The following is a 14,413-nucleotide window of genomic DNA, read 5'->3' as shown; positions in this document are numbered from 1 at the left end:
AATAACGGAGACGGCGGAAGGCGGCCTACCTGCCCAGCCGCGCCACCTGCCTGAAGGCGCTCGGCGCGACGCTGCAATGATCGCGGAAGAAGCGGGTGAAATGGGCAGGCACGCTGAAGCCGAGTCGGTCCGAGATCGCCGAGAAGGTTTCGTCGCCCTCGACGATTGCCCCCACCGCCATCTCGACCTTGACGACGTTCAGGAAGACATGTGGCGTCACGCCGGTCGAATCCTCGAAGACGCGGAAGAAATGCGCGCGCGAAAGACCGGCCTCCTTCGCCAGCTTGTCGACACTTGGCGAGGCAGCCGGATCGCTCCGCATCAGCGAGATGGCGCGGCCGACGCGCCAGTCGATCGAATTGGCGCGGGCGATTTCGCGCAGCGACGCGCCGATGGTGCGCCAGGGCGTGAAGCGCTCGATCACCGCGATCATTAGCTCCGACAGCAGGTCCTCCTGCCGGCGCGATGCGCCGGGCTCGTGAACCATCTCGGCTGCGAGATCGAGCGCCGTCTGGCGGATATGGGCCGTGACCTCGCCGGCCGAGTGCTCGAAGAAGCCCGGAGCACCGCTCGCCGCCCAGTTTGGCCTGAAGCTGCGCAGCCAGCCGGGCTCGATATAAAGCGCCAAAATCAGCGCATTCTTCCGGCGCGGATCGTGGATATAGGCATGGCTCGCCCAGGCATTGACCAGCACGGCGAGATCATCGGTCAGGGGCGCGACATCGTCGCCGACCAGGAACTGGGTGTCGTCGCCATCGACCTTGAGCAGGACATGGCAATGGGGGTGCGCGTGCCGGACCAGACTTCGGTCCATGTCAAGCAGCGCCACCCGCCCGAAGGCTCCATGCGCGATGCGCAAGGCATCAGACATGCCGTTTCCTTGCCGAGTTCGCGCAGGTGCCTGTGTTTTCGCACTGTCACTTGCACTTGGGCCAGATTTTCGTGACCAGCCTAGGTAATGCTTCCCAGTTTGGGGACAAGCATTGACCCATGCAAGTGCCCGCCGCAAGCGGCCGTCTGGTGTGTACGCTCGCGGGGTCCAGTCTCGCACGAACTCTCGTTGTGGACATTCTGCGCCACTGCTGGAAATCGGATGCAAAACCCGGAAGGGCAGTCTCACTGACAGTTCCTCACAATGCCAAGTCGAGAACCTTGCCCTCGAACAGGCGGTTGCAGGAACCTTGGATATGATTGCGCATCGCATGACGCGCATCATCCTTCCGTCGGTCGCGGATCGCAGCAAAAATGGCGCCGTGCTCACCCAGCACCCCGGCCAGCCCGCCTGCTGGCCCCAACAGCGAGAGGCCATGAAGCTTCATGCCCACGCTGATGTGGTTCTTCAGCGCCTGCCACGGTGAGACATTTTAACTTTGCGCTGGGAAGACGCATTCGCATAAGGAAGATTATGGAACTTAAGTTGGGCGGCCGCATGCTGGCGCATTCATATTGAACGGGACTGAAACCACGACGTAAGCTCGCGGACGGGGAAGTTTGGCCCCTTCCTGACGTCTGGAGCGTCCGGTTTCGGGCAGGCTAACCGAGCGTACTCCTCAAAGGCCAAGGGTGCGGAGGCTGCTTTACAGGTCGACGGGTCGCTTTCTTGCTCGGAGCCTTTTGCAGCGGTGCCCCACAGTATTCAAGAATTCCCGCATCGCTTGTGCAACGATACGAATCATTCCGATAATAAGCCTTTGTCGCGTCGGAAGGGCATTGCGGTCCGGACTCAAAACACAATCGATTGCCGCAGTTCGTAGGGGGATGCTTGAATAACCGTATGGCGCTCAGCCTCATCGCTGAGATTATGGGCTGGGCCGACGATTCGCAGAGCGAGGCGACCCGGGAGTATGCGTGGCTTCGGCTTATGAGCACGGTGAAATACGATAGTTATTCGGATTTCAGGGCTGGCATTCGTTTTGTCGAAAGTTTGGCGACCTGGCTGAAGCAATTTGAGCCGGAAGACCGTGAGGTCGCATTCCGCTTTATCCGCGAGCGTCTCGTTTACATTTCGGTTGCTGAGATGCAGTGCCTCATCGAAGCTTTCGTTCCCGAAATTCTGACCCCGAACTTGCGCCAGATCGTTGGGCAAGACCTGGGAATCCCCGCCTACGATGTGTGGGCCACAAAAAAAGGGGCCGAAACGTTTCGCAAGCGTCTGCGGAAGACCTTGTTCGTCGGTATGAGCGATGGGAGTCGCATCGACGTATTGCGCCGCGCGAACTCTGGGCGTCTCTCGCAAGAGCAGGTTGTGCCGATACTTAATGTGGATTTCGATAAATGGCGAGATCTGGCCGAGAATCTCGAAGGCGATCAGGGTATGCAGCCCGGCGAGAAGTTCGACAGCGTGTATTTGATCGATGATTTTACAGCGTCTGGCACAACGTTTATTCGAAACGTGGGAGGGAAGTGGAAGGGTAAGCTAAAGAAATTCAACGATATAATCGTTAATGCAAAGAATGAATTGAAAGAACAATTTCCGATCGTCGATAATTTCGATCTTCATATTCATCATTATATATCAAGTGCGCAAGCCAAGAAAAATTTGAACGATCGATTGAAGGCTGCCGAGGCGTGGGAGCAGCGCACATACGGCAGCTGGGCGATCTCTGAAGGGTTGCTGCTGCCGACAACCTTGCCGGTGTCTCCGGCCACCGACGGAGCGATGATCAATCTATGCACGAAGTATTATGACAATCAATTGTTTGAGCGACTCAGAAAGCACTGCGAAGAAAATGGGCAGACAACTATGGCGTTCGGTTATGCCGACTGCGCGTTGCCGATTGTCTTAGAGCATAACACTCCCAACAATAGCATCCCTCTTTTGTGGGCGGACACGGATGGAAAAGGCGGCGCGCACCCGATGCGATCACTGTTCCATCGCCGCGATCGGCACGGATAAGGTACATGGCTAATCCATTTCTGCGGCGAGCGACCGAGTATATTCGGGATGCATCGGCGTTTCTGTCGATCGTCAGTCCCGAGCCCTTGATCACGTTTGTCGGCAATAATCCTGACAAGGCGCGGCTGTTTGAAATGCCGGTGCGTGTCGTCGGCAGTCCAGGCAGTGGCAAGACCATGATGGCAAGCCTGGTCGAATTTCGAATGGTTGAAGCGATCGTTCGGGATCAAAGCAGCGAGAACAGTCGCACGCTTGCTGCCGCGCTTTCCAAGAGCGGCTTCATCGATAAGCTCATTCCCCAAGTCGCAGCTGTCCGCCTTCCGATGGAGTCCGAATATCGCGACTTCTGGGAGCTCCCCTATGACGAAACAGTCAAAAACAAGCTGCTGCTCTCGCTGATCCAGGCGCGGGCGATCCTGGCCTTGTTTAGGAACCTGACGGCTAATGGTCGCCGCGAGCTCTCTGGCGTTCGCCTGATTGCGCGCGATGACGCGACCTCCCAGCTCGAACAGATCGGCGGTAGCGATGCGATGGCGATGCTTGATCGCGCCAGGGCCGTCGAGAGGGCAATCTACGACATCGGTGCACGGCTGGTGCCGCCGCGGATCGAGGACCTCTCTGTTGACGCAAGCTCACCATACCAGCCGTTCGAGGTGCTGCGGGAAATCGAAATCGATTGGAATGGAAAGGCGGCGCGGCTGAAGCCGCTCGTTATCCTGGACGACGTTCACAGCCTGCATCCGGATCAGCTGGATGGGCTCTTCAGAGCCCTTACCCGCCGCGAGATCAGGATCGGACGGTGGATGATGATGCGGATGGACGCCTTGTCGCCAGGAGCGGTCTTCCAATCAAAGCTCGTCGATGAGCATCCCGGAGTGAAGCCCGACAGAGACTTCATCGCGATTGCCATGCAAAGCCCCACACAAAGGCGCATTGAGCGGAGCCAATTCCGCAAAATGGCGGCTGGCATGGCCGATCGCTACCTTAGGCATGTGGAGACACTGGAGGCTCGCAATTTTTCGCGTTTCAGCGACTTGCTCAGTTCCGAGCCACCCGCGTTGCCCGCCGGCAAATTCGAGGAGCTGAAGCGCAAGGTTTCCCGCGAGCAAAACAGCCTGGAAATTCCGCAAGGGCGGCGTTTGAAAATTGACGACATTGTATTGCGATACTCAAAGGGAGCGCAGTCATCAGATGTCGGTGAGGACGTACAGCTCGGGATGAGCCGTGTCCTGCTGAACCGATATGCCGTCAGGCTAAGATCGGTCACGCCGAGCCTGTTTGGTGATGACGGGCCCGAGACGAAAAAGCCCCTCAAGGCTGATGCGGATATTGCTGGGGCTGCTCGCCTGTATCTCCACTCTGAGTTTCAGCGGCCGTTTCATTACGGGCTCGACGCACTTTGCGATGCGAGCAACGAAAACGCTGAGCTGTTCCTTCAGCTGGCGGGCGCGCTGGTCGACAGGATGGAGACCAAGGCCATCCGAAACCAGGATCCCGCATTGACGCCGGCGCAGCAACAGGCCGCGCTGAAGGAAAAGGCGGACGCGATCATCGGGGGCTGGAATTTCCCATTCATAAAAAAGATCCGAGGACTGATCGCGAATATTGCGAGCGCCTGCCTGGAGAAGTCGCTGCAGCCCAATGCTCCGCTCGGCTATGGCGCGAACGCGATTGGGATTCCCGACGAAGAAGTGGAACGGCTTCTGAACGACGGCGAGGCCTCGCTCGTGCTGAAATTCGCCGTCGCCTACGGTGCGCTGGTTGCTGTCCGCAGCTACGGGCAGGGCGGCAAATCTTGGTGCCTGTTGGAGCTAGCGGGGCCTGTCTGCCTTTCCTACGGGCTTACGCTCAATCGCGGCGGGTTTCTCGAATGGGACGCCGAAACGCTCTCCCGCGTTATCGACGAAGTCTGAGGCGAACATGCGCGACCACTGGAGCAATTGCATCACGCATTTCGACGAGCGCGTTGATGTTTTCGTAAAAGAGCACTTCTCTGACCCAAAGACCCGGTGTCTTCTGATCGCGGGAGCGGGCTTCGATCCCCGGGCTCGGCGTGTCGCCGAAAAACTCGCCGCTGCGATGGGGCCGCGACTGCACGCGCTTTTTCTTCGTGAGGAGCGCGGCGATCCAGCTGCAAACCTGACGACAGAAGCGGATACGAACGAGCAAGAGCTTCTAAGTTTGGTGCCGAATGGAGTTGTTCAGCAGATCCAAATCTTCGCTGAGGACGGGGCCCCGGTCGCCGGGCAGCGGCTGAGCGATACGCTTGCGAGATTTGAGTGGCCGGAAGAGCTGACCGATGTCGTCCTGGATATGAGCGCCCTTTCTCTAGGCATCGCCTTTCCGGCAGCGCGCTTTTGCCTCGAACACTGTGAGCGAGACGACAACCTCAACTTCCATTTGATGATCGCATCCAATCCCGAGCTCGATGCCAGGATTCTAGGCGAGCCGTCGCCGCAGGTGATCAACGTCCGCGGATTCGCCGGCATCAATGTCGAATATGCTTCGAAGCCAGTGGCTCGCATCTGGTTGCCGCACCTCGCGCACGGATCAGCCGCCAAGCTGCAGAAAATTCGCGCGAGCCACAACGATGTCTACAAAATTTGTCCGCTGCTGCCGTTCCCTGCTCGTAATCCACGGCGAGCGGACGAGCTACTGACAGAATTTCTCACGCAGCTAACGGATGAATGGGACTTCGACTCGCGGGACTTGATCTATGTTTCGGAGCGGAATCCGCTCGACTCGTATCGGACGATTTCGACCCTGAAGGAGCGATATGATCGCACGGTGGACGGCATATTCGAGCCTCAAATTATTCTTTCACCGTTGGGGAGCAAGGTGATGGCGGCTGGCGCCATGATGGCCGCCATCGAACACAATCTGCTCGTTCAGTACGTCGAGACGCTTCGGTATGACTTCGACCATATGGGCAATGGGCATGAGCACCACGCGGACATGACGGTGCATGTGTGGCTCCATGGGCCGATATACGCCAGTTACAAACAGCAAGAACCTGCCCCCGAACCAGAGGCCGTCTGAGGCGCGAGCATGACGGTTTTTTCTGAGAAGCTTGATGCTCTCATGCAAACGGTCGAAGCCGTTTCGCACGCGGAGCTCAGTGCATTGAGCCAGGCTCTGAGGAAGGGGTTGCTGTCTCCCGCCATCGCTGTCGGGTCGGGCGGGTCCGCTGTTGCGGCTGCGTACCTGGCGAGGTGCCGGCTGACTGTTGGCGGTTCTCCGACTTCGGTACAGACCCCCTTGGAGATGGTGATCGAGTCGACATCATTGGCTTCCACGCAGGTCTGGCTTTTCACCGCGAATGGAGAAAACCCCGACATCCTGGCCGCATTCGACGCGGCAGTGGCACGCGGTGCTGCCTCGATCCAGATTGTCACCAGCAAGCCTGACAGCCTGCTGGTAGCAGCTGCCGCAGGCCAGCCCACCGCTCAAGTGCATATCGTGCCCGTGCGGGATCCGAAGGATGGCTTCCTCGCAACGCATTCGCTTGTCGGAGCTGTCACTGCTCTTCTCCTTGCATTCGATCAGGCCACCGAATTCCCGGTGGGAGACGAGTTGCCCAGGGCCTACGGAGATGCTGCGCGGGAGATCCTGAACGGGCCGCGACGAGAGGCGATGCGGGAATTGCTGGCGCCGTTTGCGGGGCGTTCGACGCTGCTCGTTCTGGAAGATCCGCGCCTATCATCCATCGGGACACTCGTTGAAACGTCGCTATGGGAGTGCGCGGTTTGCGCCGTTCAAAGAACGGATTTTCGGAACTTCGCGCACGGCCGACACGTCTGGTTGCACAAGCGGGCCCATGACACCGCCATTATCGCGTTGACCGGCACCGAGACGATGGAGGTCTGGGCAGATATCGCAACGCAGGTTCCAGCGATTTGCGCTGTGTCGTCGTTGGACCATGGAAATTGCGGGCGCCTTCAGAACGCGCTCGGGATTCTCCGTGGGCTGACTATTGTGGAGGCGCTCGGGAGCCTGTCAGGGATCGATCCCGGGAAGCCTGGAACCGGCACCTTTGCGCGCCCGATCTACGATGCCCCTTCTCTTTCTGTCGTTAATGCGCGACTACACCCCTCTGTCCGTCAGAAGCAGGCCGCCGTTATCCGCCGCGACCATCCCGGCAATCGCGAAGAGGATCTGACGACCCGGTTCCTTGGGTTCACCGAGAGGCTGTCCTCAAGTGCCATCGCTGGAGTGATCCTTGACTACGATGGCACACTCGTAACGTACGCGGGGCGATTCCGGCCGCCGCGAGACGAGCTGATCACCGAACTCCGTCGGCTTCTTGGACTCGGACTGCTGCTGGGGATCGCGACGGGCCGAGGTAAGTCTGCTGGCGACGATCTTCGTCCACTTATCCCGGAGGAGCATCACCGCGACATTTTGATCGGGTATTACAACGGTGCCTACCTTCAGCCGTTGAGTGTGGACATCAAGAAGCAGAAGCCCCCGGTTTCGCCGCGGATCGCCGATGTGGCAAAATGGATCGGGGACAGTCCCGGCCTTCTGTTCAAGCAGGAATTCAAAAACAGCGGCCCTCAGCTCACCATCGACCTCGAGGTCGTCCGGGAACCGGAGTCCTTCGCGCGCGAGTTTATGCAGGCGTTTGGAGGCGCCGGCGATCTGCGGATCGTTCAGTCGTCACACACGTTTGATATTTGTCTCGCCAGCGCGTGCAAGACAGCAGTGGTGCAAGCTCTGTCCAAGCGGAGCAAATCGGCGGATGCCAAGTTTCTATGTGTCGGTGACAGCGGGGGAGGGCCGGCAATGATCATATCCTCCTCGGCACACCACTGGGGATCAGCGTTGACGAAGTGTGTGATCGGGTCGGTGCATGCTGGTCACTGTTCGGAGCCGAAATAAGGGGACCAGACGCCCTACTTCGCCTGCTGCAAGCGCTGGACGCGGATGAAATGGGGATTGTCAGGCTCAACGTTGGACTAGTGCTAAGCAAGGATGCGATAGAAATTTGAATCCATCGAAACCTGGGAGGGCAGGCATATGACGCATAGCGGGGTCGATGTCGCTGGAACCGGCTTCACGGTTCTCGATCGGGTCTACCAGGACGATGTGATGGCGTTCGAGGCGCTCGGCGGCTCGTGCGGAAACGTGCTGGTGTCTCTGGCGATGCTCGATCGCGCTGTGGTTCCGGTCATCGCCTTGGGTGACGACGCGGTGGGCCAATGTCTCATCGGGGAATTCGAACGGGCGGGTGCGGACACTCGCTACATCTCCCGCTCTGAGGAGCGAGCTTCCCCTGTTCTGGCTCAGAAGCTCGACACAGGCTCAGGGGCGCATTCGTTCAGCTTCACATGCCCGGAGACTGAGGAAGAGCTGCCGAAGTACGCGTCGATCGACGACGATCAGGTTCGCGTGGCCGCCGATATTTTTGAGTCGTGCCTTGTCTTTTACGCGGACCGTATATCGGCGCCCATCGTGGATGCCATGGAGCGAGCCAGTAGGGCGGGCGCAATTGTATATTTTGAGCCGTCGAGCATCGATGACCAGGACCTGTTCGAACGAGCGGTGACCTGCAGCCACATTCTGAAATACTCGTCTGACCGTCTCGCGGCACGTTTGGAAACCGTCCCCCTCAAGGACGGCGCTATTCTGGTAGTGACGTACGGCGTTGATGGCCTCGAACTACGCCAAGGTGAGCAGTCGAAGTGGTCGGCCGCAGTTCAGGCTCCTAAGGTGACGGATACCTGTGGGTCCGGCGACATGGTCAGTGTGGGTATCATTGACTGGATCGTCGAGCGCGGACGCGGCACGCAGTCACTGGCCATGGACGATCTGCTGGAAGGCGTTGTCGCTGGTCAACGTTTGGCCGCGGCCAACTGCGCCTATGCAGGGGCGCGTGGACTCTTCGCAAAGTGCGGCGCAGCCTCAGCGCGCCGCTTGCTCAGCGCCGACCGTGAGTTGCTGGCGCCCGTGGCCGCTTTCTCAAACGCGTAACCTATTCCGCAGCAACCAAGCCGGATTGAGGCTGCTGCATTTCGGCCGCGGACAATTCCGACCGTAGCTCCATCAGCATCTTGCCGAGCATATTCTCGCCGACCCCGTTCACTTCGCCCCACAGGCGGTTGACCGGGTTGTCTTCGGTGGCGGCTTCTACCAGTCGGGCATCTCCTGTCCCAAGCAGGAGCTCACGAAAGTCGGCGTGCTGGGTGAATTTCGCGCGCAGAATGCGACGCATCCGGTCGAATTTGGTCCGCGACCAACCGGGCGCGACATCCCAATAGTAGAGACCGTGCGCGGCCATTGCCAGCAGCGCTGGCGACGGCGCTGCCATCAGCCATTTCTTTACGGCTTCCTTTCGCGCCTTCCCGGCCTGATAGGCGTGCTCTGAGGTCGGGTAGATCTCACCCTCAAACTCAACCGGGCGCCGGAACAGATTGCTGAATGGGCCGTAGGGCTTGTCGCTTGCCCTGTAGAATTTGATCTCAGCCCGCTCTGCCATGCTCCCGGATCCTTGCAAATAAGCAGAAACTATCTTATGCAAATATGCATGAAAATTGACAGCAAGACAAGGGGCAAACTCGTTGCTGCGATCCAGCAACGGGTCGCTGATTCAGGGCTGTCGTATTCCGAAATTGCGCGTGCCGCCGACGTCGACGTCAGCCAGGCCAGCCGCATCTGCCGCGGCCAGTTCAAGACAGTAAGCCAGAACGTGGTGCAGATTTGCAAAGCGCTGGGGCTGAAAACGGAAGCCCCTCAGGATGGACTGCCGACCGTCAATCCTCATTTCCAACGTCTCCAGAACGGCCTTTACAAGCTTTGGGATCAAACGCCGGAGGATGCCGATCGTCTATTTCAGCTGCTCATACAATTGGCTGAAATCCGCCAGGCCACCAACTCCAAAGGGGCGACCAATCCATAGGTTTCATCTGGCTGGCCTGCTGCATCCTCCGATCCAGGCGGAAGTAGGTGCCCTCTAAGTCATCGTAGTCGCGGCCGCGAGGTCGGACCTGGGCGCTCTCGGCTTCCGCTTCCGTTCGCCGGGCCCGTTGACAATGATCGGCGTCCAGTTGACGTCAGCCTTGGCGAACCGGAACTCTTCCTCCCATTCCTTTTGATGGGCAAAGGGCGCGGTCATGTAGATGACCGCATAAAATGTCCGCCAGTCGTAGTGCCCGCTGTAGCCACGCATATCGGCGTAAATGTCGTCGAGCGCCTTCTTCAGCGCCGTCTCCGAGTCAACGTACTTGTATTCGACGGCGGCCATCAATGAAGCAACGCCGATATCCGGCTTGTAGACCTTAAATGTCTTGGCCGCCGAGACCTCTTTGAGCGTATCCCGAAACGAATAGCGCAGAACCTTGAGTACCTCGTTTCTGACTTTCGCCTCGTTGCTGGCGTCAATCCTCGACTCGTGGATGATGATCGCGGTGTTTTCCAGAATTGTCTGGAACACTTGCAGGCCGCTGACGGCGCCGGCCTTCGTGATGGTCGACAGCGATCTGAAGTAGCCGCGCAGTTTTCCGAGCGTGGTGCTGTAGAAGTCCCCGTCTGGCGTGACGCCCATGTCGACCATCTTCGCCGGCTTCAGGCGCTTGCGCTCCTTTCGGATGTCCTTGGCCAACTGTGGCAGGCTGAGTCGCTCCGCGAGGATGCCAACGTCCCGATACAGCTGCTCGACATGGTACTGAAGCATCGTCTCGGCATCCCACTTCCGCTCGCTCTCTGTCTCGTCAGGATCGCCGTTGGTGCGGGCCAGGATCTCCCCGATCTTGTCCTCGGCAAGTCCAGCCTTGTGCAGCGCCTCCTGGATGCTGGCAGTCAACAGCTGCTCCTCACGACCCGACATTCGCGCTCCTCCCGATCCATTCGGCGCTGAATAGCAGCTTTCAGAGGTGATTGTCCGGCGCGTAAGGGCAACTCGATGTTTAAGCCGCTCGCCAATGCCGTGGCCAAGTTCGAGTTTCAGAACGAGCCCACCGAGATGAAAACCAACTAGGCGCCCGAGCTGCCGAAGCTGAAGGGGCGCGTCACGGCTCTTAACGGCTCCCTGAAGCTGACGCTGCGCTCGACGATCCCTATGAAGTCACCGAACCAACGCCCGTTCCCAGTGTACGAATGTCCGCTTGCTGGCCGTGAACGAAGGTCTGCAACTGGCGCATCGAGGCCCTGCCCTACAGGGTCGGCGAATTCCTCGAACTCTCCGGACTTCAAGGGCGACTGGCTAAGGCGAATGAGGAATATCACGCCCTTGTCGTGGAAAGCTATCGGTCGCGGCAATGAAGAAGGTCTGGCCGCCGCCATCCAACCGCGGCGGTGCAGCTTCTAGGCGACGAATATCCTCGACATCTGCGCCGCAGGGGCCCTGCCGCGCCTCAAGAACTAATCGCTCGACACTTTCGGCTGGACCGGAAAGCGCTGCTTCCACGGTGCCGTCTACGCAGTTGCGCACCCAACCGCTTACGCCAGCTGTGAGGGCGCGGCCGCGGAACCATTGCCGGTAGCCAACTCCCTGGACCCGTCCGGAAATGCTGATGTGCAGCTCCATTCGATCCCGCGCTTTTCCGTCAAGAAATCGCTCCACGAATTCTAACACCCAGTCTTGACCACTCTCAAGGCGCGCTCGTTTGAATGTCCGCTTCCGGGCGGGATCCCAATGTCTGAAAGTGGCGCAAGCCTGCCTTGAAGCTCTTTTGATCGCATGGCCCGACTGAATTTAGTCTGAGCCGATATCAAATGAGCGCCGGCAAGCGCTCAATAAAAACGGGCTTGTGACCCGGCATTTGACTTTGATCCAGAAGGGGCCACGGCCTGACGGTCGATGTCCGCATCACTGCGCCGCCGTCAGGATGATTTCGACCTTGATCCTGGGATCGGCCATCTCGACGACTCCGCAGCAACGGGCCGGAGCGTGGTCGGGATCGATCCAGCGGTCCCAGACTGCGTTCATCCCGGCATAATCGGCCATGTCCTTGAGCCAGATCGTGGCGCTGAGGACCTTGCTGCGCTCGCTGCCCCCCTCGGCCAGTAGCTTGTCGATGCGGGCGAGCGCTTGCTGTGTCTGCTGGCCGATGTCGCCGCTGAAATCGTCGGCGACCTGGCCGGCGAAATGCAGCGTGCCATTATGGACGACGACGCGGCTGCGGCGGCCATTGGAATCGATGCGGCGGATCTCGGTCGTCGACACGGCTATCCTCATTCGGGTTTTTCGACGCCCGCCGGCACGATTGCAGGCGGCGCATAACTGGTGATCTCGGGCAGCGGCCCGCGATAGGCTTCGATCTCGACGAGGCAGGAATGGGCGCTCGGCCCCTGCCCCAGCCGCGAGGTGCCGCGATCGGGCGTCAGCACGTTCGGGTTGCCATGCTTGTCGAGCGTTCCCGGCCTGCCAGGCTCGAGCGGATCGAACCATGCCCCCGTCGAGAGCTGCACCACGCCGGGGCGCAGCGCGTCCGAAACGCGCAGGCCGGCGAGGCAGGCGCCGCGATCATTGAAGATCCGGACGACGTCGCCATCCTTCATGCCTCGGCTTGCTGCGTCCTGCGGATGCATCCGCACCGGCTCGCGCCCGGCGATCTTGCTGTCGCGGGCTTGACTGCCATGGTCGTACTGGCTGTGTAGCTTGGTCACCGGCTGGTTCGAGATCAGATGCAGCGGAAAGCGCTCCGCTGCGGCTGCGCCCAGCCATTCCTGCGACGGCAGCCAGGCGGCGTGACCCAGGCAATCCTCGTAGCCGAAACTGGCGATCCGCTCGGAAAAGAGCTCGATCAGCCCGGAGGGCGTTGCAAGCCGATGCACCGGTGGATCGGCCCGGAAATCGGCCAGCAGCGGCTTCACGTTTTCCGGCTCCGGTAGCAGGGTCACGCCCTGGCGCCAGAAGCTGTCGAAATCCGGAATGTCGAGATTGGCCGCGGCGATGCGCTGGCGCGCCAGCCCGTAGAGCTGGCGCAGCCAGCTCTCCTCGTCGCGCCCCTCGGTAAAAGCCTCTTCGACGCCGAGCCGTGCGGCAAGGCCGGAGAAGATCGCGTAGTCGTCGCGCGCCTCGCCGGCCGGATCCACCGCCTTGTGCGACGCCGCCAGCATCAGGTCGCGATTGGCGCAGACGATGTCGTTGCGCTCGAGCTGGGTGGTGACGGGCAGGACGATGTCGGCATGGCGGGCGGTCGCCGTCCACCAGGGCTCGTGCACGATGATCGTCTGCGGCCGCTGCCAGGCGCAGACCAGGCGATTCAGGTCCTGATGATGATGGAACGGGTTGCCGCCGGCCCAGTAGACCAGCTTGATATCGGGGTAGACCCGGCGCTCGCCGTTGAAGTCATAGGCCCCGCCGGGATCGAGCAGCATGTCGGCGATGCGCGCGACCGGGATGAAGTCGGCGACCGGATTGTCGCCCTGCGACAGCGACGGCCAGGTGATCTCCTGCGCGGCATTGCCGACGCCGTTGACCGAGCCGTAGCCGAAGCCGAAGCCGCCACCCGGCAGGCCGATCTGGCCGAGCATCGCCGCAAGCGTGATCGCCATCCAATAGGGCTGCTCGCCATGGTCGGCGCGCTGCAGCGACCAGGACATCATGACGAAGGTCCGCTTCGCCGCCATCTTGCGGGCGAGCGCGCGGATGTCGTCGGCCGGAACCTCGCAGAGCGCCGAGGCCCAGTCCGCCGTCTTGGGCGTGCCGTCGGCAGCGCCGGTCAGATAGGCCTCGACCTTGTCGAAACCGGTGGTGCAGCGCGTGAGGAAGCCGCGATCGTGAAGGTTCTCGCTCAGTAGCGTGTGGCAAAGGCCGAGCATCAGCGCGACATCCGATTGCGGTCGCGGCGCCCACCATTGCGCGCCCGCCTCCAGCGCCGTGTCGTCACGGATCGGGCTGATCGAGACCAGCTCGGCGCCCTTGTCGCGGCAGGCCAGGATGCCCTCGCGCAACGCGTGGCGGCTGAGCCCGCCGGAGGAGACCTGCGCATTCTTCGGCGAGGCGCCGCCGAACATCACGATCAGTTCTGCATGCCCGGCCAACAGCCGCCAGGGCGTATGGCCGCCGGCGAGGCCCCGGCGATCGCCGATCACATGCGGGAGGATCGTGTCGGCGGCGGCGAAGGAGTAGTTCTGGACCGAACGGGTATAGCCACCGATGGTGTTGAGGAAGCGGTGGACCTGGCTCTGCGCATGGTGGAAACGCCCGGCGCTGGCCCAGCCATAGGAGCCGCCATAGATCGCGCCGTTGCCATGCCGGCTGCGCACCCGGTCGAGCTCGCCTGCGACGAGCGCCAGCGCCTCATCCCAGCCCACTTCGACGAAGGGCTCGCCGCCGCGCCCCTCCCCGCCGGCGGCATGACCCCGTTCCAGGAAGGAGCGCCGCACCGCCGGCCGCAGGATACGCGCCGGGGCGGTACGCGCCTCCAGCATCGCCGAGGCGATCGGCGAGGGGTCGGGATCGGCCTCGAAAGGGTCGAGCGCGACGGGACGCCCCGCCTCCATCCGGACCCGGTAGGTACCCCAATGTGTCGCCAGTGTCGGTCGGTCGGGCTGCGGCAGCATCTCGTCCTC

Annotated in this window: 12 protein-coding genes and 1 pseudogene; 6 read left to right on the top strand and 7 right to left on the bottom strand. The window is 60.7% G+C overall.

Features of this window, described 5'->3' with window-relative positions; genetic code table 11:
- Nucleotides 1–25 precede the first annotated feature (25 nt).
- Nucleotides 26–871 carry a helix-turn-helix domain-containing protein gene (locus tag QO058_RS30835; protein ID WP_284173272.1) on the bottom strand — a complete coding sequence of 282 codons (846 nt, stop codon included), beginning with the start codon at nt 869–871 and terminating at the stop codon, nt 26–28.
- 259 nt (nt 872–1,130) lie between these two features.
- Nucleotides 1,131–1,346 (bottom strand): annotated as a pseudogene (locus QO058_RS30830) (FCD domain-containing protein); the annotation flags it as partial.
- A gap of 428 nt (nt 1,347–1,774) precedes the next feature.
- On the opposite strand from QO058_RS30830, the gene QO058_RS30825 reads away from it, so the two are divergent.
- From QO058_RS30825 to QO058_RS30805, 5 genes are all read left to right on the top strand, one after another.
- Nucleotides 1,775–2,896 (top strand): phosphoribosyltransferase-like protein, encoded by a 1,122-nt coding sequence (locus QO058_RS30825; RefSeq protein ID WP_284173271.1) that lies wholly within the window; start codon nt 1,775–1,777, stop codon nt 2,894–2,896.
- 5 nt (nt 2,897–2,901) lie between these two features.
- Nucleotides 2,902–4,809 (top strand): hypothetical protein, encoded by a 1,908-nt coding sequence (locus tag QO058_RS30820; protein WP_284173270.1) that lies wholly within the window; start codon nt 2,902–2,904, stop codon nt 4,807–4,809.
- Nucleotides 4,810–4,816: 7 nt separating this feature from the next.
- Nucleotides 4,817–5,935: a hypothetical protein gene (locus tag QO058_RS30815; RefSeq protein WP_284173269.1), complete on the top strand. Its 1,119-nt coding sequence runs from the start codon at nt 4,817–4,819 to the stop codon at nt 5,933–5,935.
- A gap of 9 nt (nt 5,936–5,944) precedes the next feature.
- Nucleotides 5,945–7,777, top strand: a complete 1,833-nt coding sequence (locus QO058_RS30810) for a hypothetical protein (RefSeq protein WP_284173268.1) — start codon at nt 5,945–5,947, stop codon at nt 7,775–7,777.
- Nucleotides 7,778–7,915: 138 nt separating this feature from the next.
- Nucleotides 7,916–8,869, top strand: coding sequence for a PfkB family carbohydrate kinase (locus QO058_RS30805; protein WP_284173267.1), 954 nt, complete (start codon nt 7,916–7,918; stop codon nt 8,867–8,869).
- A gap of 1 nt (nt 8,870) precedes the next feature.
- On the opposite strand, the gene QO058_RS30800 is transcribed toward QO058_RS30805, so the two are convergent.
- The gene (locus QO058_RS30800) at nt 8,871–9,374 is read right to left on the bottom strand and encodes an NADAR family protein (RefSeq protein WP_284173266.1); all 504 of its coding nucleotides are present in this window, start codon (nt 9,372–9,374) and stop codon (nt 8,871–8,873) included.
- Between the two features lie 48 nt (nt 9,375–9,422).
- Between QO058_RS30800 and QO058_RS30795 the strand changes: the two genes are divergently transcribed.
- On the top strand, nt 9,423–9,794 hold the full coding sequence (locus QO058_RS30795) for a helix-turn-helix domain-containing protein (RefSeq protein WP_284173264.1): 372 nt from the start codon (nt 9,423–9,425) through the stop codon (nt 9,792–9,794).
- A 54-nt stretch (nt 9,795–9,848) separates the two neighbouring features.
- On the opposite strand, the gene QO058_RS30790 is transcribed toward QO058_RS30795, so the two are convergent.
- The 4 genes from QO058_RS30790 to QO058_RS30775 all read right to left on the bottom strand — a co-directional run bounded on the left by QO058_RS30790 (nt 9,849) and on the right by QO058_RS30775 (nt 14,404).
- On the bottom strand, nt 9,849–10,697 hold the full coding sequence (locus QO058_RS30790) for a PD-(D/E)XK nuclease domain-containing protein (RefSeq protein WP_284173263.1): 849 nt from the start codon (nt 10,695–10,697) through the stop codon (nt 9,849–9,851).
- A 399-nt stretch (nt 10,698–11,096) separates the two neighbouring features.
- A complete protein-coding gene (locus QO058_RS30785) occupies nt 11,097–11,420 on the bottom strand; it encodes an acylphosphatase (RefSeq protein WP_284173261.1) in 324 nt (107 codons plus the stop codon).
- 282 nt (nt 11,421–11,702) lie between these two features.
- On the bottom strand, nt 11,703–12,071 hold the full coding sequence (locus tag QO058_RS30780) for a RidA family protein (protein ID WP_432212097.1): 369 nt from the start codon (nt 12,069–12,071) through the stop codon (nt 11,703–11,705).
- Nucleotides 12,068–14,404, bottom strand: coding sequence for a molybdopterin-dependent oxidoreductase (locus tag QO058_RS30775; protein ID WP_284173257.1), 2,337 nt, complete (start codon nt 14,402–14,404; stop codon nt 12,068–12,070). The genes QO058_RS30780 and QO058_RS30775 overlap by 4 nt, the downstream gene beginning before the upstream one ends.
- Between the last annotated feature and the right edge of the window lie 9 nt (nt 14,405–14,413).

The organism is Bosea vestrisii, from assembly GCF_030144325.1.
GTDB lineage: Bacteria > Pseudomonadota > Alphaproteobacteria > Rhizobiales > Beijerinckiaceae > Allobosea > Allobosea vestrisii_A.
The sequence above is the reverse complement of the archived record's forward strand: the minus strand, read 5'-3'. Positions and strand labels throughout refer to the sequence as shown.